At 69.7% G+C, this 21,417-nt stretch carries 20 protein-coding genes; 9 read left to right on the top strand and 11 right to left on the bottom strand.

Annotated features, from left to right (window positions below; all coding sequences use genetic code 11):
• The first annotated feature begins 15 nt into the window (after nt 1-15).
• The 4 genes from IW248_RS15805 (at nt 16) to IW248_RS15790 (ending at nt 6,852) form a co-directional block, all read left to right on the top strand.
• Nucleotides 16-2,430, top strand: coding sequence for a glycoside hydrolase family 43 protein (locus IW248_RS15805; RefSeq protein ID WP_231396321.1), 2,415 nt, complete (start codon nt 16-18; stop codon nt 2,428-2,430).
• Between the two features lie 205 nt (nt 2,431-2,635).
• Complete coding sequence (locus IW248_RS15800; protein ID WP_196927627.1) at nt 2,636-5,056, top strand: family 43 glycosylhydrolase; 2,421 nt, start codon at nt 2,636-2,638, stop codon at nt 5,054-5,056.
• Nucleotides 5,057-5,083: 27 nt separating this feature from the next.
• Entirely contained in the window at nt 5,084-5,716 is a 633-nt protein-coding gene (locus IW248_RS15795) for a hypothetical protein (RefSeq protein WP_196927626.1), read from the top strand.
• A 59-nt stretch (nt 5,717-5,775) separates the two neighbouring features.
• A complete protein-coding gene (locus IW248_RS15790) occupies nt 5,776-6,852 on the top strand; it encodes a hypothetical protein (RefSeq protein WP_196927625.1) in 1,077 nt (358 codons plus the stop codon).
• A gap of 61 nt (nt 6,853-6,913) precedes the next feature.
• On the opposite strand, the gene IW248_RS15785 is transcribed toward IW248_RS15790, so the two are convergent.
• Nucleotides 6,914-8,227: a hypothetical protein gene (locus tag IW248_RS15785; RefSeq protein WP_196927624.1), complete on the bottom strand. Its 1,314-nt coding sequence runs from the start codon at nt 8,225-8,227 to the stop codon at nt 6,914-6,916.
• 415 nt (nt 8,228-8,642) lie between these two features.
• Here IW248_RS15785 and IW248_RS15780 point away from each other — a divergent pair, with 415 nt between their 5' ends.
• Nucleotides 8,643-10,196 carry a pectate lyase family protein gene (locus IW248_RS15780; RefSeq protein WP_196927623.1) on the top strand — a complete coding sequence of 518 codons (1,554 nt, stop codon included), beginning with the start codon at nt 8,643-8,645 and terminating at the stop codon, nt 10,194-10,196.
• A gap of 49 nt (nt 10,197-10,245) precedes the next feature.
• Here IW248_RS15780 and IW248_RS15775 read toward each other — a convergent pair whose 3' ends face one another.
• The 5 genes from IW248_RS15775 to IW248_RS15755 form a co-directional block, all read right to left on the bottom strand.
• Nucleotides 10,246-11,556 (bottom strand): radical SAM protein, encoded by a 1,311-nt coding sequence (locus IW248_RS15775; protein ID WP_196927622.1) that lies wholly within the window; start codon nt 11,554-11,556, stop codon nt 10,246-10,248.
• 61 nt (nt 11,557-11,617) lie between these two features.
• Nucleotides 11,618-12,022, bottom strand: a complete 405-nt coding sequence (sodN, locus tag IW248_RS15770) for a superoxide dismutase, Ni (RefSeq protein WP_196927621.1) — start codon at nt 12,020-12,022, stop codon at nt 11,618-11,620.
• A gap of 114 nt (nt 12,023-12,136) precedes the next feature.
• Nucleotides 12,137-12,934, bottom strand: coding sequence for an inositol monophosphatase family protein (locus IW248_RS15765; RefSeq protein WP_196927620.1), 798 nt, complete (start codon nt 12,932-12,934; stop codon nt 12,137-12,139).
• Nucleotides 12,935-13,005: 71 nt separating this feature from the next.
• Complete coding sequence (locus tag IW248_RS15760) at nt 13,006-13,521, bottom strand: hypothetical protein (RefSeq protein ID WP_196927619.1); 516 nt, start codon at nt 13,519-13,521, stop codon at nt 13,006-13,008.
• Nucleotides 13,522-13,638: 117 nt separating this feature from the next.
• Nucleotides 13,639-14,085: an iron chaperone gene (locus IW248_RS15755; RefSeq protein ID WP_196927618.1), complete on the bottom strand. Its 447-nt coding sequence runs from the start codon at nt 14,083-14,085 to the stop codon at nt 13,639-13,641.
• Between the two features lie 208 nt (nt 14,086-14,293).
• On the opposite strand from IW248_RS15755, the gene IW248_RS15750 reads away from it, so the two are divergent.
• The gene (locus tag IW248_RS15750; RefSeq protein ID WP_196927617.1) at nt 14,294-15,055 is read left to right on the top strand and encodes a GNAT family N-acetyltransferase; all 762 of its coding nucleotides are present in this window, start codon (nt 14,294-14,296) and stop codon (nt 15,053-15,055) included.
• A gap of 38 nt (nt 15,056-15,093) precedes the next feature.
• A complete protein-coding gene (locus IW248_RS15745) occupies nt 15,094-15,810 on the top strand; it encodes a tetratricopeptide repeat protein (protein WP_196927616.1) in 717 nt (238 codons plus the stop codon).
• A gap of 11 nt (nt 15,811-15,821) precedes the next feature.
• On the opposite strand, the gene IW248_RS15740 is transcribed toward IW248_RS15745, so the two are convergent.
• Genes IW248_RS15740 through IW248_RS15730 form a run of 3 tightly spaced genes read right to left on the bottom strand, consistent with a single transcriptional unit; the run spans nt 15,822 to nt 18,635 of the window.
• The gene (locus IW248_RS15740) at nt 15,822-16,538 is read right to left on the bottom strand and encodes an NADPH-dependent F420 reductase (protein WP_196927615.1); all 717 of its coding nucleotides are present in this window, start codon (nt 16,536-16,538) and stop codon (nt 15,822-15,824) included.
• A gap of 26 nt (nt 16,539-16,564) precedes the next feature.
• The gene (locus IW248_RS15735; protein ID WP_196927614.1) at nt 16,565-17,593 is read right to left on the bottom strand and encodes an LLM class flavin-dependent oxidoreductase; all 1,029 of its coding nucleotides are present in this window, start codon (nt 17,591-17,593) and stop codon (nt 16,565-16,567) included.
• On the bottom strand, nt 17,586-18,635 hold the full coding sequence (locus IW248_RS15730; protein ID WP_124820246.1) for an LLM class flavin-dependent oxidoreductase: 1,050 nt from the start codon (nt 18,633-18,635) through the stop codon (nt 17,586-17,588). Before IW248_RS15730 ends, IW248_RS15735 begins: the two co-directional genes overlap by 8 nt.
• A 109-nt stretch (nt 18,636-18,744) precedes the next feature.
• Between IW248_RS15730 and IW248_RS15725 the strand changes: the two genes are divergently transcribed.
• Both IW248_RS15725 and IW248_RS15720 read left to right on the top strand, forming a co-directional pair.
• Entirely contained in the window at nt 18,745-19,251 is a 507-nt protein-coding gene (locus IW248_RS15725) for a MarR family winged helix-turn-helix transcriptional regulator (RefSeq protein WP_196927613.1), read from the top strand.
• A 251-nt stretch (nt 19,252-19,502) separates the two neighbouring features.
• The gene (locus tag IW248_RS15720; protein ID WP_196927612.1) at nt 19,503-19,886 is read left to right on the top strand and encodes a hypothetical protein; all 384 of its coding nucleotides are present in this window, start codon (nt 19,503-19,505) and stop codon (nt 19,884-19,886) included.
• Here the strand turns inward: IW248_RS15720 and IW248_RS15715 are convergent.
• Nucleotides 19,865-20,374, bottom strand: a complete 510-nt coding sequence (locus IW248_RS15715; protein WP_196927611.1) for a nitroreductase/quinone reductase family protein — start codon at nt 20,372-20,374, stop codon at nt 19,865-19,867. The two genes, IW248_RS15720 and IW248_RS15715, sit on opposite strands and share 22 nt — an antisense overlap.
• Before the next feature lie 184 nt (nt 20,375-20,558).
• Nucleotides 20,559-21,326, bottom strand: coding sequence for a hypothetical protein (locus IW248_RS15710; RefSeq protein WP_196927610.1), 768 nt, complete (start codon nt 21,324-21,326; stop codon nt 20,559-20,561).
• Nucleotides 21,327-21,417 lie beyond the last annotated feature (91 nt).

Below are 21,417 nucleotides of genomic sequence, written 5' to 3'. Positions count from 1 at the left end.
CACACGCTGGTGGGCTTGGCGTCCACAATGTTTCCGCGTCGCCTCCGTCCACTGTGTGCGTTCGCATCGGCCGCCGTTCTCGTCGGTGCGAGCCTGGTTGCCACACCCGCCGCCGCGCACGGCGACGACGGATGGTCGCCCCGGTCGTCGTACACCTCGACCGACACCGGCGCCGGCACCTACTCGGTGCCGCTGCTCAACGCCGACGTGCCGGACATCAGCGTCGAGCGGGTGCCGGCCGCCGAGAACGACGAGGGCCGCGACATCTACTACATGATCAGCACGACGATGCACCTGAGCCCGGGCGCGCCGATCATGAAGTCGTACGACCTCGTCAACTGGGAGATCGTCAACTACGTCTTCGACCGGGCGAGCATCGGCGACTCGTTCTCCCTGCGCAACGGCCAGAACTCGTACGGCCAGGGCCAGTGGGCGTCGTCGCTGCGCTACCACGACGGCACGTTCTACGCCGTCTTCAACACCAACAACCTCAGTGGGGCGTACCTCTACCGCACCGACGACATCGAGAACGGTCCGTGGCAGCGCACCGCCCTCGGCCGTGGCCTGCACGACCCGTCGCTCTTCTTCGACGTCGACGGCACGCCGTACATCTTCTACGGCTCCGGCGGCACCAGCGCCGTCCGCCTCAACGCCGACCTGACGGCCATCGCGCAGGACTACCCGAACATCTTCACGGCGAACAACTACGCCGGGCAGCCGTTCATCGGCGGGCTCTTCGAGGGCGCGCAGGTCTACCACATCGACGGCTGGTACTACGCCGTCATCATCACCTGGCCGTCCGGGCAGGGCCGCCAGGTCGTGATGTTCCGGTCGAAGGACCTGCTCGGGCGCTACACCTCGGCCGGTGGGGTCAACACCTACGAGGCGCGCGGAGTGCTCAACTCCAACGGCTTCGCGCAGGGCAGCCTGGTGCCGATCAGCCGCGCGGGCGGCGGGACCGACTGGCACGGCATGTTCTTCCGGGACACGTTCCCGATCGGTCGGATCCCGGCGCTCATCCCCGCCACCTGGCAGGACGGGTGGCCGACCTTCGGCACCAACGGGGTCGTGCCGGTCAACGGCCTGTTCGACAAGCCGATCCGGCTCAGCCCGGCCGAGGAGGCGTTCGAGCGGCAAAAGAGCATCGTCGCCTCGGACGACTTCGCCAACGACGCGCCGCACAGGGCGTACCAGGACGAGCAGTGGACGGTTCCCGCGCCGCTCGACCCGGCGGAGATCGCTCCGAACGGATCGCGGCTGGACCTGGCGTGGGAGTGGAACCACGCCCCGGACAACAGGTACTGGTCACTCACCGACCGCGACGGCTGGTTGCGGTTGACGGCCGGCACTGTGGTCACCGGCCAGTACGTCTACACGAAGCTGTCCAACCGGGCCGAGTTGGCGTGGTTCGAGGAGGCACGCAACACGCTCTCGCAGCGGACGTTCGGGCCACGGCAGTCGGTGCAGACCCGGATGGACATCTCCGGGATGAAGAACGGCGACGTGGCGGGCCTGGCGGCCTACAACCGCGGATTCTCGTACGTGGCGGTGAAGCGCGTCGGCGGCGTGAACACCCTCGGCGTCGTGAACCGGTCGCAGCCGTTCGCTGTCGACCTCGACCAGTCGACGCTGGAGAACTTCGTGTCGGGCACCACTGTGTCGCTGGACGCCGCGACCGAGGTGCACGTGAAGGCGGACCTCGACTTCTCGTCGCCGGTGGGTCAACTGTGGACGACGTTCTACTACAGCCTGGACGGGGTCCAGTGGACCCGGCTCGGCAACCGCGTCGGCCCGCAGGCGCTCGACGGCAGCCTCGCGCACTTCATGGGTCACCGGGTGGGCCTGTTCAACTACGCGACCCAGGAGACCGGCGGCCACGTCGACTTCGACGACTACCTGCTCAGCGACGTGCTGACGGCGCAGGCCCGGCCGCTGGACACCACAGCCCTCGACGCGGCCATCGCCCACGCGCAGTCTCTCGACGCGCGCCACTACCCGGCCGACGCCTGGGCCGCGACGCAGGCGGCGCTGGCGGCGGCGACGTCGGCACGGGCCGGCCAGTTCGGCACCCAGAACCAGATCGACGCGCCGGAGCGGGCGCTCAGCTACCAACTGGCCCGACTCGGAGTGCTGGCGGCGCTGCCCGTGACGGCCACCGCCCAGGTGCGCTGTCTGAGCGGCAAGGCGTACGTGGCGGTGCAGGCACGCAACGACTCGGCCGAGCCGGTCGAGATCACCGTGCAGACCCCGTACGGAAACCGGTCGTTCGCGGCCGTCGCGCCGGGAGCGAATGTCTACCAGTCGTTCAACACGCGTGCGGCGTCGGTGGCGGCCGGCTCGGCGACGGTCCGGGTCAGCGGCACTGTCGCCGCCCGGGACGTGACCACCGTCCACTCCGCGCCGCACCCCGCCAACGCCTGCGGCGGATAACCCCACCACGAGCCCCCGGCTCACCGACCAGCACCACCGGCGACCCGGCCGGGCGGCGCGGCACAGCGGAACCGTCCCCGCGCCGCCGGCCACTGTCGGACCGGTGGCGGCGGTCGACCCCTGATGTCCGGCCCACCCACGGAAGCACACCCACCGATCCCCCGTACACCGATGACCGCACGTCAGAGATGAAGGAGGATGTCTCGTGGAACAACGAATGCGACGGGCGACCCGAGGACGGGTCGCAGCGCTCGCGACAGTCGGCCTGATGCTGGCCACGGGGTTCGTCGCCCCGGCGGCGCCGGTCCAGGCCGCCGACACGAACCTCGTCGTCAACGGCGGATTCGAGGACGGCCTGGCCAACTGGTTCGTCAACAACGGAAACGCCACCGACGGCGCCCAGTTGTCGGCCACGTCGGACGCCTACGCCGGCGCGAACGCCGCGCTGGTCACCAGCCGGACGACCACCGGATCCGGCCCGATGCAGGACCTCAGCGGCAAGGTGCAGGCCGGCCAGGCATACACCCTCACGGCCCGCATCAAGTACGAGAACGAGAGCGGACCGGCCACGAAGCAGTTCTTCGCCACCATGCACTACGGCGGTGGCACCTACACCAACCTGGTCAGCGTGACGGCGACGAAGGGCCAGTGGGCGCAGTTCAACGGGACGTTCACGATTCCGACGACGCAGAGCGTGTCGACGGCGCGTCTGTTCTTCGAGACCCCCTGGACGAGCACCCCGTCCACGGACCCGGCTCTGCACCTGATGGACTTCAAGCTCGACGACGTGTCGGTGATCGGCGCCGCGCCGCCCGCGCCAGCCTCGAAGACCATCGAGGTCGTCGGCAAGCTGCCGGGGGAGCACAACCCGTTGATCGGGCACAAGTTCGGGGCCGACGGCTTCGGCCTCGTGCACGACGGCCGGGTGTACATGTACATGACCAACGACACCCAGGGCTACGCCCCGAACCCGACCACCGGCGTCTCGCCGGGGATCAACTACGGCGACATCAACCAGATCACGGTGATCTCCTCGGAGGACCTCGTGAACTGGACGGACCACGGTGAGATCCAGGTCGCCGGCCCGAACGGGGTGGCCCCGTTCACCGCCAACTCGTGGGCTCCGGGCATCACCAAGAAGGTGGTGAACGGGGTGGAGAAGTTCTTTCTCTACTACGCCAACGGCGGTGGCTCCAGCAACGTGATCACGGGTGCGTCGCCGCTCGGCCCGTGGACCAGCGAGCGCACGAGCACGCTGATCGACGGTCGTACCCCCGGTGCCGAGGCCGTCGCGTGGAAGTTCGATCCGGCCCCGTTCGTCGACGACGACGGCCAGCCGTACCTCTACTTCGGTGGTGGCCCCGCGTCGACGAGCATGCCGCCGGCCGAGCGCTTCAACAACCCGAAGAACATCCGCTCGATCGAACTCGGCGACGACATGGTCTCGACCGAGGGAACCGCGGCTGTGGTCGACGCCCCGGTCGCCTTCGAGGCCGGTCACGTCTTCAAGCGCCAGGGCAAGTACTACCTCTCGTACTCCTCGCACTTCGGTGGGAACGACTTCGGTGGCAACCAGCAGCCGCTCCCGGGTTACCCCGGGGGTGGCCAGATCGGCTACATGATCTCCGATGGCCCGATGTCGTGGCCGAAGGAGACCTACGCCGGTGTGCTCTTCCCGAACCAGTCGCAGTTCTTCGGGTCCGGCACCGGTGGTAACAACCACCAGTCGGTGTTCGAGTTCGGGGGCAAGTACTACTTCACCTACCACGCCCCGACGCTCAACAAGCGCATCAACGGCAACACCACCCAGGGGTACCGCAGCCCGCACATCCAGGAACTGACCTTCAACCCGGACGGCACGATCCAGCAGGTCGTCGGCACCTACGCCGGCGTGGACCAGGTCCGCGACTTCGACCCGTACCGGGTCTTCGAGGCCGAGACCTTCGGCTGGAGCAAGGGCGTCGCGACCGCGACTGTCGACGGCAGCTCCGCACAGTTCGGTGGCGCGGCGCCGAACCTGGTGGTCCGTGACATCGACAACGGCGACTGGACGGCGCTGTCCTCGGTGAACTTCGGGGACAACGGCGCACAGAGCCTGACGGCGCGGGTGCGCGCGCTCGCCGCCGGCGGGCAGATCCAGGTCCGGCTGGACGACGTCAACGGTCCCGTCGTCGGCACGGTCGCGGTGGACACGCCTGTCGGACAGTGGGCCGAGGTGACCGCCGAGCTCGAGGGCGTCAGCGGCGTGCACGACGTCTACTTCACCTACACCGGCCCGGCCGGCGTCGACCTCGTCGAGATCGACAACTGGGCCTTCCAGGCGGCCGCCCTCGAGGTGCCCGTCACGGTCACGGCGTCGACGCGGTGCGTGGGCGGCAAGGTGTACGTGGCGGTGCAGGCGCGCAACGACCATGACGCGCCGGTGGGCATCACGCTGGAGACGCCGTACGGCGAGCGGTCGTTCGCGGCCGTCGCGCCGGGCGGGAACGCCTACCAGTCGTTCAACACCCGTGCCGTGTCGGTGGCGGCGGGTTCGGCGACGGTCCGGGTGACCGGGGCGATCGGCGGACAGGACGTGACGACCGTCCGCACCGTGCAACACCCCGCCGGCACCTGCGGCGGCTAACCCCTCATGGCGGAGAACGGAGATCACATGAACACATACAAACGGCGGCAGACGCTCGCGGCCTGCGCCGTCGGCGCGGTGCTGACCGGGGCGGCGGTGCTGCCGTCGCCCGCACTGGCCGAGCCCGGTGACGACGCCAGCGTGCGGGTCACCGTCGACATCGACGAGATCAGGGAACCGGGCGTGCTCGCCCTGTCGATCGCCGGCGACGCGGTCGCGCTGTCCGAGGACGGCTCGACCCTGCTGGTTCGCCAGTTCGTCGGTACGCTGCCGACGGTGACGGTCACCGACACCCGCGTCGCCGACGAGGTGCCCGACGGCGCCGGCTGGGCGGTGCTCGGCAGCGCGACCGACTTCGCGGGCACCGCCGGCCAGGGGCCGATCACCGCCGACCACCTCGGCTGGAAGCCGCGCCTGCTCGACGGCGGGGAGACCGGCCTGGTCAGCGAGGGCGAGGAGGTGGTGACCAGCCTGGACGAGGCGACCCAGCCGGGTAACAATGTCGGCCTCGTCGACCAGGAGCTGTTGGTCTCGGCCTTCGACTCCAAGGCCGTCGTCAGCGACTCGTACTCGGTGAACGCCGACCTGTATCTGCGGACCCCCGCGGAGGTCGCCGCCGGCGAGTACAGCTCCACGCTCACGCTCTCACTGTTCGAGTAGTGGCCTGGGCGGGGGCCCGGATCGGACCCCCGCCCAGCCCCGTGCCGAAGGGCCGCCCCATGACCGTCACCCCGCTGCGCCGGGCGCTCGTCGTCCTCGCCGTCGCGTCCCTCACGGTTGCGGCCGCGCCGACCGCGGCGGCGGCGGAGCCGGACCCGAAGGCCCTGACCTGGACGGTCCAGCCGGCCACCGCGAGTGGCCCGGACCAACGCCGGTGGATCAATGCCAGCCTCGACCCGGGGCAGGCCGTCACCGAGCACCTGGCGGTACGGAACTTCAGCCGCACCGCTGTGGCCTTCTCCCTGAAGGCCGCCGACGGCTACCTCACCGACAAGGGCCGCTTCAACATGCTGTCGTCCGACCGGCCCTCGGTCGACGGTGGCACCTGGATCGACGTGCAGGAGAAGGTCACCGTCGGCCCCAACGAGACGCGGGTGGTGCCGTTCAGGATCACCGTGCCGAAGGGCGCCACACCTGGCGACCACCCGGCCGGTATCGCCGCGACCGTCACCAGCACCGGAGGCACTGTCAACGTCGAGAGCCGCGTCGGGTTCCGGGTCATGCTGCGGGTCAACGGTTCCGCGCGGGCGGCCCTGGCCGTACGGGGCCTCGGCGCGACGTACTCCCCGTCGTGGAATCCCTTCGCCGGCGGCACGGTGCGGGTCCGCTACACCGTCGAGAACGACGGCAACGTCTGGGTCAGCGGAACGAGTCGGGTGGCGATGTCCGACCTCCTCGGCCGAACCAGCCACGACGCCACCAGCGCCGTCGAGGAGTTGCTTCCCGGCGGCGCTCGGACGGTGGAGACCCGGGCTGACGGCGTCTGGGCCCTGGGGCGCCTCCGCACGACAGTCACCACGTCGCCGACGCCGGTCGGCGACGGCCCGGCCGGGGTCGACCTCCGACCGGCCTCCGCCACCGTCACCACCTGGGTCGTACCGTGGGCGCAGCTCGCACTGCTGGGTCTGCTCGCGGGCCTGCTCCTGGGTCTGCGGGCGGCGGCCCGGCACCGGCGGCGTCGGCTGGCCGGGCTGCTGGCCCGCGCGCGCCAGGAGGGCCGCCAGGAGGGCCAGGAGTCCGTGCTCGTCGGGGGCGCGCCCGCTGGTGCCGAGCCCGAGGGCGACGCCCGCCGGTAACCCGTCGACGCGATCAGATCGCGCCACCGGATCGCGGCGGGGCGTCGCCCGGCCCGCGACCTTAGGGCTTGGCCTGGTGGAGCAGCCAGCGCAGGATGCTGGCGTCCTCGTAGGTCGGTCCGAACGCCGCGTGGTAGTCCGGCAACGAGAAGGCGGCGTCGGCGTACTCGGTGTAACGCACCAGGTCGGCGGCCTGCTCGGGCGTCTTACCCCGAGTGACGTACGCCTGCCGCAGCGCGGCCGTGGAGTTGCGCGCGCCCGAGACGTTGAGCAGGTGGTCGTGCTCGCCGTGCGTGATCCACACCGGCACCTCGGCCGCCGCGATGGCGGTCGCCTGGGTGGCGTTGACCGGGAAACCGCCGGTCACCAACCCGCCGGCGAACAGGTCCGGGCGCTTGGCGAACGCCTCCCAGAGCAGCTGGGAGCCGTACGACACGGTGGTCGCGTACACCCGGTGGGTGTCCACCGCGAACTGGCCGGCGAATTGGTCGAGCAGCTTGACCAGCAGGTCCGCCTCGGCGGGCCCACCGACCCGCTGGTGCTGGGGCGCCAGGACGATGACGTCCTCGGAGGTGCCGGTCCACCGCGGTTGGAGCCATGCGGTCGCCGGGATGTCGGCGGCGAGTTGGACGCCGAGGTTGTCGCCGTCCCAGCCCATCCCGTGACCGGGCAGGACGACCATCAGTGGGTACTTACGCCCGGGCTGGTAGTTCTTCGGCAGGTGGTAGTGGTACGGCAGAACCATTCCGCCACTGAGGAACGAGCCGTAGGTGAACTCGTCGACCAGTTGGTTGACCGGTTTCGCGGTGACCGGTCGGGACTCGCGTGGGGTGGCCCGGGCTAGCACCGGTCCCTTGCCGGCCCCGCGACCGGGCTGGCCATGCACGTCCTTGCGTTGCACGACCCGGGTCGGCAGCTCGGGATTGACCTTCACTGTGCAGAGGAAGGTCGGGCACTTGGAGACGATGACAGTCGAGCCGCCGGTGTCGGCGGGGTCCAGTTCGACGATGACGTACCTGCCCGGCGCCGATCGGTGGTCGGCGCGGGTGCCCGGTGACCCGTTGGTGTAGGTGTGGGTGATGGTCCGGTCGGCGAGCTTCGGCAGGTCCTCGATGGGGTTGAAGCGGAAGTTGTAGACGGTGTCGGTCACCGAGAACGTGGCGGTGTCGAGGGTGCGGGGGTTGACCGTGGCGCCGTACTCGATCGCCACCGCCGAGACCTTCTGGCCGTACGTGTAGACGGTGGTGATCGGGGTGATGCTGCGGATTCCGTCCGCGGTGCCCCGGCTGTCGCTCGCGCTGCCGTACGCGGTGCCGGAGGCGCCGGCCAGGACGACTGTGGCGGCGAGGGGGATCAGTCCTTTTCGCAGTCTCATGCGGGTCCTTTCTCGGGGGTGGTGCGCTCAGCCAGCGATCCCGCACGGGTCCGGGAGTGGGACGGGTCGGAGCGGGCCGGTCGCTAAACTGATTTAGCAGAGCATCGATGGTCGGCCCGGCGGTGTCAATGCCGAGCGCTGCAACAAACCTGCAAGCGTCAGCTATTGCCTTCAGGGAAACCGCTTTCCTACGATTGCATTACATCGATGTTTCGTTTAACGCTCGCGCGAGCGGTGTCACCGGGCAAACCCCGCTCGCGCGGCACATCCCCGCTTCCACCAGGGCGCGAGAGACTTCGATGACATTCCCGCGATTGACTGTCGCCAATTCTTGAATGACGTCGGTCGGCAGGTGCGGTCGCGACGACCGTCGAGGCGAAGCCCTGGAACGAGACGAATGCGAAGGTGAGGCGACATGAGACGACCAGTCGTGCTGCGACGTCAGGCGGTGCTGGCCGCGGCGGCCGTGGTGATCGCGGTCGGGGTGGCCCTGCCGACCCCGCAGGCGTCGGCGGCGGTCGGCAGCGCCACCGGCTACGCCACCCAGAACGGCGGAACCACCGGCGGCGCGGGCGGGCAGACGGTGCGGGCCACCACGGGCACGGCGATCCACGCCGCGCTGTGCGGTCGGGCCAGTAGCAGCACCCCGATCACCATCGAGGTCACCGGAACGATCAACCACGGCAACACCAGCAAGGTGTCCGGGTCGAGCTGCAACACCGCGGCGGGCGTGATCGAGCTCAAGCAGATCAGCAACGTCACCATCATCGGGGTCGGCGGCGGCGCCGTCTTCGACCAGCTCGGCATCCACATCCGTGACTCCAGCAACATCATCATCCAGAACGTGACAGTGCGGAACGTCAAGAAGTCGGGCTCGCCCACGTCGAACGGTGGGGACGCCATCGGCATGGAGAGCACGGTCCGCAACGTCTGGGTCGATCACGTCACCCTGGAGGCGTCGGGCGGGGAGTCCGAGGGGTACGACGGCCTCTTCGACATGAAGGACAACACCCAGTACGTGACGCTGTCCTACAGCATCCTGCGCAACTCCGGTCGCGGCGGCCTCGTCGGGTCCAGCGAGAGCGACCTGTCGAACGGCTTCATCACGTACCACCACAACCTCTACGAGAACATCGACTCCCGGACGCCGCTGCTGCGCGGCGGTGTCGCCCACATCTACAACAACCACTACGTGAGCCTGCACGAGTCCGGTATCAACTCCCGGGCGGGCGCCAGGGCCAAGGTGGAGAACAACTACTTCCGCGACTCCAAGGACGTCCTGGGCACCTTCTACACCAACGAGCGCGGCTACTGGCAGGTCGGCGGCAATGTCTTCGACAACGTGACCTGGTCCAGCGCCGGCAGCGAGAACTACCCGGCCGGCCCCAATCCGACCTCCAACACCACTGTCAGCATCCCGTACCCGTACAGCCTCGACGGGGCGAGCTGCGTGCCGGACATCGTCCGCCAGACGGTCGGCGCCAACACGGGCCTGAAGGTGTCCAACGGCAGTTGCTCGCCGCAGACCCCGCCGCCCACCACCCCGCCGCCGACCACGCCACCGCCCACGACGCCCCCGCCCACCACGCCGCCGCCCTCCGGCGGGACCAACCTCAGCCTCGGTGCCGGTGCCGACGGCTCCAGCAAGGCCAGCGGGACCAGCTACGGCAACGTGCGCGACGGCAACCTGAGCACCTACTGGTCGCCGGCCGGGTCGACCGGCACGATCTCGATCAAGTGGGGCTCGGCGACCCAGGTGTCGCGAGTGGTGATCCGCGAGCCGTCCGGCACCCAGGGCTCCATCGGGTCCTGGCAGCTGATCAACAACGACAACGGCGCCGTCCTGGCCTCCGGCAGCGGGGCCGGTTCGATCACCTTCTCGGCCACCGCGATGAGCAAGATCAACTTCAAGATCAACAGCTCCGGCGGTACGCCACGGATCGGTGAGTTCGAGACGTACGCCAGCTAGGGCGCGGGCGGGAGCGGCAGGCCAAGCCGCTCCCGCCCGCAGGCGCCCATCACGAATCCGTGGCCGGCAGGGTGTCCATGAAGGAGCTGACCGAGAAGACCGCTCGGCCGGGCCCGGCGGGGCCGTACCCGGGCGGGCTGGACAGGCCGTGGGCGTCCATTGTCGCCCGGTAGACCTCCAGCAGGCGGACGTGGTATTCGAGCGGTGCGCCCTGCGGGTTCGTTCGGCCGAGCGGTGTGGTGGGCTCCGGGCACCAGGTGGTGAACCGGGGCGTGATGCCCCGGGACATGAAGTACTCAAGCCCCTCGGCGGTGGAGTCGATCGCCTCGTCGACGCTCGTGAAACCGTGCGGGGCGGCCATCTCGACGCCGGCCACGAAATTCGGGATCACGTTGCGCGGGCCGAACACCTCGGCGGAGTCGAGGATGCGCCGGTGCCACTCCTCCCGGCCGACGTACCGCTCCTTGCCGGGGCAGTACAACTCGAACAACCGCTTGTCCCACACCTCGTAGTTGGGGTGGTAGATGCGGATCCCGTAGTCGTGGAACCGCTGCACGTCGGCCCGGGGCAGCGCCTGGGCCACGACCTTGCCGATCCACCGTCCCGGGAACCGCTCCTCGATCGCCTGCGCGTACTGACCGTAGAAGTCGGCCTCGGCCAGCCCGCCGACCTGCGAGGTGATGCTGCCGCCGGTCAGTGTGTACGCCTGCGACGCGCGGTCGGTGTCGTGCCGGTTGATGATCTCCAGGGCCTCGAGGACCTCGTCGACGGGCTTGACCCCGGTGTAGGGCCGGCCGGCCTGCTTGTGCTGCCGCCAGTTGTGGTTGATGTCGCAGTACTGGCACTCCTCCTTGGCGCCGAAGTACTGACAGACCCGGAACGCGGTGAGGTAGATCAGATAGCCCCACTGGATCGTCGGGGCGACCTCCATCACCGACTTGCCGTTGGCGAGCGTGTGGCGGTAGTACGCCGGCATGGGGGGTAGCCCGACATCGGCGATCGGCTGTCCGTCCAGGAACAGGCGCAGTCGACCGTCGCTGTCGGTGCCGACACGGTACGGCGAGCTGGGGTTGGTGCGGACCGACACGACGGTACGGCGCAGCTCGTACGGGCCACCGGTCAGCACGATCTCCTCGGGTGGCCGGCGCAGCGCGGCCGTTCCCAACTCCGGCAGCGTCCGGTGATCGAAGGAGAAGATGAAGTACGACTTCGGCTTGACGTCGCCGTGCTCGTTGTCGGTCAGCGCCGCGTCGTCGAAGGCCAGCCCGCCGCGCAGCAGGTCCTCCTTGAGGACCGCCTCCCGTGGCACGTGTGGAAAACGGCTCATCAAGTCTTCGGCGAGGTCGGTTCGCGACTCCATGCGGTTCCTCCCGAATGTGGTACGCCGCACCGGGTGGCCCGCGCCACCCGGTGCCGGTTGATCAGCCCTGCTTGGTCTCCCAGAAGATCTTCGAGATCTCCTCGATCTTCCCGAGGAGCTGCTCGGCGACCGCCGGGTCCGCGGCGCCCTTCGCGCCGCCGGCACCCGCCAGCTTGGTCGCCTCGTTGAAGAGGCCGTGCAGCTGGGGGTACTTCTCGAAGTGGGGCTGCTTGAAGTAGTCGGTCCACAGGACCCAGAGGTGGTGCTTGACCAGCTCGGCCCGCTGCTCCTTGATGAGCAGCGAGCGGGTGCGAAACTCCGGGTCGTCGCTGGCCTGGTACTTCTCGGAGATCGCCTTGATCGACTCGGCCTCGATGCGGGCCTGCGCCGGGTCGTAGACGCCGCAGGGGAGGTCGCAGTGGGCGCTCGCGACGGTACGCGGGCGGAGAAGGCGGGACAGGTACATCGGAATCCCTTCGACGGTGGGCGTTCGGCTGACGTACGCCCGGGCGCGGCGGCCCCGACGTGATCATCTAGGGACGCTAGAACCTAAACCGCACTTCATGTCAAGACCGAGCGATCACGAGCCTTGTTTCCGGATGAGGGTCAGCAGGGCGGCGTGCGTCCGCTCGTCCGCGGCCGCGACGAGACCGTCCCCACCGGCGTGCAGCGGCTGGCCGTCGAGCCCGGTGACCACGCAGCCCGCAACCTGGCAGAGCGCGATTCCGGCCGCGAAGTGGACGCTGTTCCGCAGGTCGTGGCGGTCCGTCACATAGGCGGCGCGGCGACCGGCGGCGACCCAGGCCACGGCCAGGCTGGTGGAGACCACCCGGGGGCGGAACTGTTCGGTGAAGCCCTCGTCCGCGAGCAGGCGGGCGGCCAGGAAGACGTCCCGGTTGGGGAAGGGCGGGTCGAGATTGACGTCGACGAGGGTCGACTCGGCCGACGGGACGAGTCGCTCGTCAGTCCCCGCACCCCGGACGTACGCGGTGGTGCCGTCGGTCCAGAACACCTCATCGGCGAACGGATCGGCCGAGGCCGCCACGGTGACCTCCGACCCGGTGCGTAGAGCGACGTTGACCGAGGCCAGCGTGGTCCGTGCGGCAAAGTTCAACGTGCCGCACAGCGGATCGACCAACCACGTGCGTCCGTTGTCGCCCGTACCCGTGCGCCCGCTCTCCTCGGCCACCACGGCGTCGTCCGGGCGCGCCCTACCCAGGACGTCGAGGATGGCCTGCTCGGCCTCGACGTCGGCGGCGGTGGCGAAGTCACCGGCGGTCTTCATGACGCGCGTCATCGTCGAGCCGTACCGGGAGCGGACAACTGCGGCTCCAGCTTCCGCCGCCTCGATGGCCAGCGCGTGGTCTGTGATCGACATGCACGAACCATAGGAGCTGGGGGGCAACGTCGATGACCGCCCCCGCACCGGGCTGTGGGCGCAGGGGTGGGTCAGTCCGTCAGTTCGATGATCGGTAGTTGACTGACAACCACCGTCATGATCATGGGGGCGTCACCGTCACTCTGGTTGACCGAGATCGCGATCCACCGGCCCTCGGTCACCGTCGGCCCCCAGATCGTCAGGTCGCCGTAGCAGTCCAGGTCGCAGAGCGACTGGAACAGTGCCGGCATCGGTTCGCCGGCCTGATCCCGAAACAGCGGCACCCGCATGGAGACCTTGCGGTGCGCGCCCCACCTCCGGTCCAACTCCGCTGCGACGAGGGCCAGGTTCGCCTCGGCGGCATCCTCGGCCTGGTTCCATCCGGCGCCGTACACACCCGTCAGGGCTTCGCTCTCCCAGAGTGGGACGATCCGAAAGCCCTCGCCTCGGGTGCCGGTCCACTCACCGGTGACCGGGTCTCCTTCGCTGACCGGTAGGCCGCCCGTGGGCAGGTCCGCGGCGAGCAACGACTCGATGTCGGACACTGCCCGACTCGTCTCGAACACCTCGCCGGCCCGGCCGGTCATCGGGCGACCCGTCGTACCGCCGGCGGCCCATACCGCATCGTCCGCACCACCTGTCTCCGTCGGCTAGGGCCCTCGATCATTGCACCGTGAGCGAGCCGACGAGGGGGCGGGCGTCGGTCAGGAAACGGCTGCCCGCACCAGCTCGGTGAGCTTCTTCTCCACCGCCGGGCTCCACTGCTGCAACGCGTACGCCACCGGCCAGAGGTCCCCGTCATCGAGGTTGGCCGAGTCCTGGAAGCCCACTGTGGAGTACCGGTAGTTGAACTTGCCGGAGTCCTGGAAGAAGACAACGATCTTGCCGTCCTCGTTCGCGTAGGCGGGCATCCCGTACCAGGTCTTCGGCGCGAGACCCGGGGCGGCGGCGGTCACCGTCACGTGCACGCGCTCGGCGAGCGCGCGGTCCTCCGGCTCCATCTGCGCGATCCGGTCGAGGACGGCTTGCAGCCCGTCCGCCTTTTTTGCGCCCTTCTTGCCCTCGGCGCGCAGTTCGTCGGCGCGCTCCTTCATGGCGGCCCGCTCCTCGGGGCTGAAGCCGTCGGACTTGGTAGTGGTCTTCGCGGGCATTCTCGGGCTCCCTCTCGTCGTCCAGTCGCGGCGTGCGGCCGTTCACCTGGGGAAAGGCTAGGTTGCTCGGCGGTCTCGGGCTTCTCGATTCCTGATCGGTTCGAACCCGGACCGCGGGTGGCGGTCCTCATATCCTGGATTTGCTGGTCAGCGTGCCTGGTGGCTAGGTTTGTCGGCTTGAGCAGAACGACCGGTCTAGGGGGCCCTCATGACCATCACCGCCGATCGGATGGCGGGGGCGTACTTCGACGCCTTCGAGACGCTGTGCCGGGTGACCCCGAAGGGCGGGTACGCCGAGCGGGGCACCGCCCGAGCGGGGGTGACCCAGGCCGGCGTCGCCACGCTCAACGCGGCCTACGACAGGTCCACCGAGCCTGATCTCGGGTCGCTCGACGAGATGGCGACCGAGGTCGGCGGGCAGGCCGCGCACTGGTCGATCATTGTCCGGGGTGCGGCGAGCGACCAGGTCGCCGACCTCGCGGCCCGACACGGCCTCCTCGAACGCACCGAACTGCCCCTGCTGGCCTGCGCCGCGAGTGACCTCGCGTTCCGTGCCGGCTCGGCAGAGCGCCCCTCGGTGCGCCAGGTCGGCGCCGCCGAGAGTGACCTCTACACCGAGACCCTCACCCGCAGCTTCGAGGTTCCCGACGGCCTCTTCGGGTCGCTGATGGGTGGTGCCGTGCTCGACGCCGACCCCATCACCGGCTACCTGGCCGAGGAGTCCGGTCGGCCCGTCGGCACCGGGCTCGGAATGCGGACCTCCGGGGTGGTCGGTGTGTTCAACATCGCCGTCGTTCCGTCCGCCCGGGGTCGTGGCCTGGGCCGGGTGCTCACCGAGACCGTTCTGCGAGACGGCATCGCGGCCGGCGCGGACGCCGCCTACCTGCACACCAGCGCGATGGGGCAGCCGCTCTACGAGTCGATGGGCTTCACGCTCGTGGAGACCTGGACCATGTTTCACGCACGCTGACGGTCTGCTGTGCGGTGCCAGTGATGGGGGAGAGGGACATGACCTTCGGTGCGAACGTGCGCTCGGCCTTTCGCCGAGGCGAGACCGACGCCGTGGTGCGGATGAGCGAAGCCGAGATCGAGCGGGCCCAGGCGGCCGGCGACCCGGCGGGCGAGGTGGAGGCCCGGTACAGCCTGGCCCGGGTCGCGATTCGCGGCGGTGACCTGCCGGGCGGAGAGGCGCGGGCCCGGGAGGCTCTCGCGGTGGCGCTGCGCTCCGGCGACCGGGCCCTGGAGGAACGGCCGAGGCACGTGCTCGCCGCCGTGGCGCGCATGTCCGGCGACCTGCTGCGTGCTCGGGACCTGTACCGGGAGAGCATCGCGCTCAACGAGGCGCTCGGCCAACCCGAGACGGTCAACTCCGAATCTCACAACCTCGCGTTCTGCGAGCTGGGTCTAGGCAACCTCGACGTGGCGAGAACGCTGTTCGCCGAGAACCGCGAGCGGGTGTTCCACAACGGCTGGGCCGACTTCGTGCCGTACGTCTGCGTCGCGGGTGCCGCGCTCGCGTCCGCCGAGGGTGACCACCTGCGTGCGGCGCGGATGATCGGTGTCGCGGATGCCGCGTTCGCGGCGCTCGGCCAGGTACCGGACCCGGACGACGCGGCGGACCTCGCCAGGATGCGCGCCGCCGCGATCGAGGCGCTCGGCCAGGTCGCCTTCGACGAGGAGTACGCCCTGGGCCAACTCCTCGAACCGAAGGCGGCCTTCGGCTAGGCGGCCTTCGGCTAGGCGGCCTCGGGTGAGGTCGAGGCCCGGGCCGCGGTGATGGTCCGCCCCCGCTCCGACTGCGGGAAGCGGTCGAGCATGGCGCGTACCTCGTCGGCGCTCACGTTGGCGCCGAACAACTCGCTGCCCGGTTCGAGTCGTACCCCCTCGGCCAGCGGGCCGGCGACGACCGGATCGAAGCCGAGCGCGTCCACCAGGGCCGCGACCTCGGTGAGGTCGGCGCTGTCGTCGCCGGCGATCGCGATGGCCTTGCGGCCGGTCACCCCCGTCGGCCGGGCCTCGTCCTCCAGGTCGTGGTAGCCCATGTGGTTGAACGCCTTCACGACGCGCGAGCCGGACAGGAACGCCTGGACGGTCTCGCTCGACGAGGTACGCGGGTTGGTGAGGTCGTCGCGGATGCCGTCGATCTCCCACCAGTAGTTCATGGAATCGACGACGAGCTTGCCGCGCAACGCCTCGGCGGGAACGCTGCGGTACTTGCCCAGGGGCAGGGCGAGGATGACGATGTCGGCGTCGGCCGCCGCGTCGACCGACGTGGTGGCCTCCGCCCCCGGGGCGAGGACCTCGACGGTGAGGGCGATCTTCGCCGGGTCGCCGGAGCCGGCGACCCGTACCCGGTAGCCGGCGGCGACGGCGAGCCGGGCGAGCACCGTGCCCACCTTGCCGGCCCCGAGGATGCCGAGGGTCGCAGGCCGGCTCCGGTCGTTGTCGTTCATGTCGTCCTTTCGCTGGGAGGTGCTGATCAGGCCAGCAGTTCGCGGACCATGGGGATCACCTTCGAGCCGTAGAGCTCCACCGCGCGCATGCGGGCGCTCGCCGGTTGCGCTCCGGCCGAGTAGATGAGGTCGAACCGGCCGACGCCGAGGCTGCGGATCGCACGGGCCATCCGACGGGCCACCGTCTCCGGCGAACCGATGTAGAGGGATCCGTTCTCCACCTCGGAGTCGAACTCCTGGCGGCGGATCGGCGGCCAACCCCGGAGTTTGCCGATCCGGTCCCGCATGATCCGGTAGTGCGGCCAGTAGATCTCCTTGGCCTGCTCGTCGGTGTCGGCGATGAAGCCCGGCGAGTGCATGCCGACCGGGTGCGCGGTCGTACCGAGCTGGTCGGCCGCCCGGCGGTAGAGGTCGATGTAGGGCGCGAAGCGCTCGGGGGCGCCGCCGATGATGGCGAGCATGAGCGGAAGCCCGTACTTGGCGGTGCGGACGACCGACTGCGGCGAGCCACCCACGCCGACCCAGGTGTCCAGGTGACCCGATTCGGTCTTCGGGAACACGTCGGCGTTCTCCAGCGGGGCGCGCAGGGTGCCGCTCCAGGTGACCGGCTTCTCGTCCAGCAACTTCACGAACAGTTCGATCTTCTCCTCGAACAGCGTGTCGTAGTCGCGCAGGTCGTAACCGAAGAGCGGGAACGACTCGGTGAACGAGCCGCGACCGAGGATGACCTCGGCTCGGCCGTTCGACAGCGCGTCCACTGTGGCGAAGCGCTGGAACACCCGCACCGGGTCGTCCGAACTCAGCACCGTCACGCCGGAGGCCAACCGGATCCGCGAGGTGCGGGTGGCGATGCCGGCCAGCACCGTCTCCGGTGTGGAGACCGAGTACTCGGGTCGGTGGTGCTCGCCCAGGGCGATGACGTCGACCCCGAGTTGGTCGGCGAGCACAGCCTCGTCGACGACCTGCCGGATCGCCGCCGCGTGGGAGACGAGCTTGCCGGCGTCGTCCTGCGGTACGTCGCCGAACGTGTCCAGGCCGAACAAGAGATCAGACATGGTTGGGCTCCTTCGCGAGCAGCTCCCGGACCCGCGGCGCGACCACACTGCCCAGCAGTTCGATGGTGCGCGCGCGTGCCTCGCGGGGCAGGTGCATGATGTCGTACTTCAGGTCGAAGCGGCTCAGCCGCAGGTCGCGGGCGACAGTGGCGATCTTCTGCGCCACCGTCTCGGGTGAACCGACGAAGAGCGCCCCGTGGTCGATTTCGGCCTCGTAGCGCGCGCGGTCCGGTTTGTAGAAGCCGCGTTCGGCGGCCAGGGCCGCCACGACCGGCTGCCAGTATCGCCACCACGTCTCCACCGCCTCCTCGTCGGTGTCTGCGACAAGGCCGAGTGAGTGCTGCCCGATTGGCTGCAGGGTATGCCCGGATTGTTCGAGCGCCCTGGTGTAGAGGTCGACGTGGCCGGCGAAGCGCTGGGGACGCCCGCCGATGATCGCGAGCATGAGTGGAAGTCCGTGCCGGGCGGCGCGGATGACCGAGTTCGGGCTTCCCCCGACACCGATCCAGGTCGGGATGCCGCCGGCCCGCATCCGTGGGTGCAGGCGCTGCGCGGTCAGGGGGCTTCGCACCGTGCCGGACCAGGTGACCGGTTCGTCCCGCTGGAGTCGCAGGAAGAGGTCGAGCTTCTCCTCGAACAACCGCTCGTAGTCGGCCAGGTCGTAACCGAACAGCGGAAACGACTCGGTCGCCGACGCGCGCCCGAGGACCATCTGGGCGCGGCCGTTGGAGACGGCGTCGAGGGTGGAGAACTCGTGGTAGAGCCGTACCGGGTCGTTGGTGCTGAGCACGGTGACCGAGGTGCCGAGGCGAATCCGCTCGGTCGCCGTCGCGGCCGCCGCCAGCAACACGGGCGTCGCCGAGTCGTTGTGACCTTCGCGGTAGTGCTCACCGACGCTGAACACGTCGATTCCGGCCGACTCGGCGAGCCGTGCCTCGTCCACGAGTAGCCGTACGGTTTCGGCGTCGCTCAGGACCCGGTCGCCGTCGGTGGCCACCTCCCCGAACGAGTTGAGCCCCAGCTCGAAGTCTGCAGCTGCCATCGTCTCCTCCTCGGTGCAATCCGCCGGCGGCCTGCGGGAGCGGACCTACCGGTTGACGTGTCAATGATGCTAACTTGGCGATTGACACGTCAATTCCCAGGAGAGTGAGATGACGGAGGCCACACCCGGCCGGCGGGGCGGACGCCAACTCCCGACCACCGACGAGCTGCGGATCTGGCGGGACTTCATCGAGACGACTGCTGCTCTCGGCTCCCGGCTCGAGTCCCGCCTACAGAGCGACTCCTCGCTCTCGACGGGGGACTACGCAGTGCTCCTCGCCCTCAGTGAGGCGGAGGGGCAGGCCATGCGGTCGTCCGAACTTGCCGCGCACATCGGGTGGGAGCGAAGCCGGCTCTCCCACCACCTCGGACGGATGGAGCGGCGCGGTCTCATCCGCCGCCAGGAGTGCGCGACCGTTCCCCGGGGGGCGGAGGTGCAGCTCACTACGGCCGGCGCCGAGGCGTTCAAGGGGGCCACCTTCCCCCACCTGCGTGCCATTCGTGAGCTCTTCGTCGACGCCCTCACGCCGGAGCAGATCGTCGCGGCGGGCGAGATCGCCACGGCACTGAAAGCGCGTCTCGACGTCCTGCAGCGACCCGGACCGAGTGCCCACTGAAGACCGTCCCCTGGCTGCCTCAGCCCACCCGCGCTGGCCTTCTGACCTGCGGTTTTGTCGGATCCGAGCAGTAGCGTTCGGGGCCTGCGAGTGGTACGACTGTTGCACCGCATCGCGTGGTGCGAGGTCAGTAGGAGGTGGCGGATGCGTTTCACGAGCACCAGGCCCCGGCGGTCCATCCGCCTGACGACTTCAACGGTCCCACCCGGGGGCGGGATCGGAGCCGCGTTCTCGTGGACGACGGATCGGCGATGACCATCCAGGAGAACGCGGACGAAGCGGCGGCTGCCTACGCCCGCGGTCTGGACGCGGGCCGGATCGAGCAGCGTCTGCAGGGCCACGACGAGCACCTGCGAAGGATCAACGGCTCGATCGACTCGATGACGCAGGCGCTCCGGTCTCTCACCGAGGAGCTACGTGCCAACGTCGCCCTGTTCAGCGCCAACGTGACCGCGGGCCGCCGTGACATCAGTGAGCGGGACAGGATCGCGGCGGTCCGGGTGGAGGAGGCGGGCATCGTCGAGTCCCAGAGGACGGTGCGGTGGACGGCGTGGCAGCGCCTGTTCGCGGTCATCGGCGCGATCGTGCTGGTCGTGAACTTCGGCCTCGGTCTCTACCTCGCGTTCGGCCGCTGACCTGGCGTCGGGGAGTCGCCATCGGATCTGGGCTCCAGCACCACCACAGTGGTTTCGGACGATCGCCGTGTCGCGTGGGCGTCGAAGTTCTTGTCGGCCTCGCTCCAGCGTGGCCACAGTCGCGACCGCTCGTCACCGGTGGCGGCGCGACCGCGGACCAGCCGTCGCCCGTCGACCATCTCGACGGACGCGTCCGGGCGGGCCTGTAGGTTGAGCCACCAGGCGGGGGCGCCCTCGCCCCACCCGTTCATCGCCACTCCGACCAGGTTCGGGCCATCCTCGAAGTACGCGATGATGACGCCGCGCTGCTGACCGGTGCGGCGACCGATCGTGGTCAGCCGCAACGTGCCCCAGCGGTTCTCGCGCGGTCGCCACAGCCCGACCCGGCTGCCGGTGACCCGGTACAGGCCCCGGTGCACCGACCAGGCCGTCCGGATGAACCACCGCGGCGGAAGCCACGGCGCCTTCGTTCCCTGACCATCCGACATGACGACCTCCTCCACCGATCACCGCTGATGGCCCGACAGGCTGCCGTGTCCGGCCGTTGGCCGCCACTGTGGACCGAGATCCCCAAGTCTGCCGGCGCGAGCGCGGCCAGCGTCCCGCTGTCCATGATCTGACCATGGATCGAACCGATCGGTGCAGCCCCCGCGCGGGCGGCGGCTGGGTGAGCTACCGCTGCCAGGCGTCGATGGTGCGTACGCCGTCGCGCACGACCCGATCCAGGGTGGCCGGGTTGCCGCTGGTGCCCTCCCACCCCTGGTCGTTGAAGACCGTCACCACGCTGTCGACGCGGGCCACGGCGATCTGGCTGGACGCGGTGTCGCCGGTGAGTTCGCCGTTCAGGCTCGTCTCGGGCCAGGTCCGGGTCAGCAGCAACGCCTCGTCGCCGACACCGGGCAGGGCCTTGCTCTTGACGGTGACGCGGTTCCCCGACTGGTCGTACGAGGGGCACGCCTGCACGGCGGCGCGGAGACGGCTCAGGTAACCCGGGGCGCCGTCGCCGTCGAAGGTGAAGATGGTCTGGTGGATCATCCCCTGCGGCACGTTGCTGGAGGGCGCGCCGGCCGTCTGGTAGGTGACTGTCATCGCGGCGCTCGCGGTGACCTGCCGGCCGCCGGTGCCGAACTCGTTGCCGCACAGCTTCGGCAGGGCCTCCTCGACGGGGGTCGTCCGTCGAGGAGACTTCCGCAGCTCGGCGGGCAGCTCGACGAAGGCGGAGGTCGGGATGGTCACCGGGGTGCTCGCGCTCGGGGATGGTGGGTCTGTCGGGGGCGCTGACGCCGTCGCGGTGGCCGGGGCGGTCGTCGCCGGGGCGGAGCCGGGCGGCCCGTCCTCGGTGGCCGCGCAGGCAGCGGTCAGTGCGATGGTCGCGAGCAGCGGGAGCAGCACGAGCGCGCGTCGCGCATCGGCCGCCAGCAGTGGTGCGTATCGGCTCATTGTCACCCCTTGTGTATCCCGAGGCAGTTCCCCGCGCCGGGCCGGCCAAAACGACCACGCGGCGCCTCGGAGATCGACCGGACCACGGGAA

Source organism: Micromonospora ureilytica, assembly GCF_015751765.1.
Lineage (GTDB): Bacteria > Actinomycetota > Actinomycetes > Mycobacteriales > Micromonosporaceae > Micromonospora > Micromonospora ureilytica.
Note: the sequence above shows the minus strand (reverse complement) of the source record. Positions and strands in the feature narration are given on the sequence as shown.

Bases quoted from the DNA above. Each gene is read 5' to 3' on its own strand.
- IW248_RS15725 (WP_196927613.1), top strand. From the start codon at position 18,745: ATGACGGAGGCCACACCCGGCCGGCGGGGCGGACGCCAACTCCCGACC.
- IW248_RS15765 (WP_196927620.1), bottom strand. From the start codon at position 12,934: ATGTCGATCACAGACCACGCGCTGGCCATCGAGGCGGCGGAAGCTGGA.
- IW248_RS15745 (WP_196927616.1), top strand. From the start codon at position 15,094: ATGACCTTCGGTGCGAACGTGCGCTCGGCCTTTCGCCGAGGCGAGACC.
- IW248_RS15775 (WP_196927622.1), bottom strand. From the start codon at position 11,556: ATGGAGTCGCGAACCGACCTCGCCGAAGACTTGATGAGCCGTTTTCCA.
- IW248_RS15720 (WP_196927612.1), top strand. From the start codon at position 19,503: ATGACCATCCAGGAGAACGCGGACGAAGCGGCGGCTGCCTACGCCCGC.
- IW248_RS15715 (WP_196927611.1), bottom strand. From the start codon at position 20,374: ATGTCGGATGGTCAGGGAACGAAGGCGCCGTGGCTTCCGCCGCGGTGG.
- IW248_RS15735 (WP_196927614.1), bottom strand. From the start codon at position 17,593: ATGTCTGATCTCTTGTTCGGCCTGGACACGTTCGGCGACGTACCGCAG.
- IW248_RS15760 (WP_196927619.1), bottom strand. From the start codon at position 13,521: ATGACCGGCCGGGCCGGCGAGGTGTTCGAGACGAGTCGGGCAGTGTCC.
- IW248_RS15790 (WP_196927625.1), top strand. From the start codon at position 5,776: ATGACCGTCACCCCGCTGCGCCGGGCGCTCGTCGTCCTCGCCGTCGCG.
- IW248_RS15730 (WP_124820246.1), bottom strand. From the start codon at position 18,635: ATGGCAGCTGCAGACTTCGAGCTGGGGCTCAACTCGTTCGGGGAGGTG.
- IW248_RS15785 (WP_196927624.1), bottom strand. From the start codon at position 8,227: ATGAGACTGCGAAAAGGACTGATCCCCCTCGCCGCCACAGTCGTCCTG.
- IW248_RS15780 (WP_196927623.1), top strand. From the start codon at position 8,643: ATGAGACGACCAGTCGTGCTGCGACGTCAGGCGGTGCTGGCCGCGGCG.
- sodN (WP_196927621.1), bottom strand. From the start codon at position 12,022: ATGTACCTGTCCCGCCTTCTCCGCCCGCGTACCGTCGCGAGCGCCCAC.
- IW248_RS15740 (WP_196927615.1), bottom strand. From the start codon at position 16,538: ATGAACGACAACGACCGGAGCCGGCCTGCGACCCTCGGCATCCTCGGG.
- IW248_RS15750 (WP_196927617.1), top strand. From the start codon at position 14,294: ATGACCATCACCGCCGATCGGATGGCGGGGGCGTACTTCGACGCCTTC.
- IW248_RS15795 (WP_196927626.1), top strand. From the start codon at position 5,084: ATGAACACATACAAACGGCGGCAGACGCTCGCGGCCTGCGCCGTCGGC.
- IW248_RS15710 (WP_196927610.1), bottom strand. From the start codon at position 21,326: ATGAGCCGATACGCACCACTGCTGGCGGCCGATGCGCGACGCGCGCTC.
- IW248_RS15755 (WP_196927618.1), bottom strand. From the start codon at position 14,085: ATGCCCGCGAAGACCACTACCAAGTCCGACGGCTTCAGCCCCGAGGAG.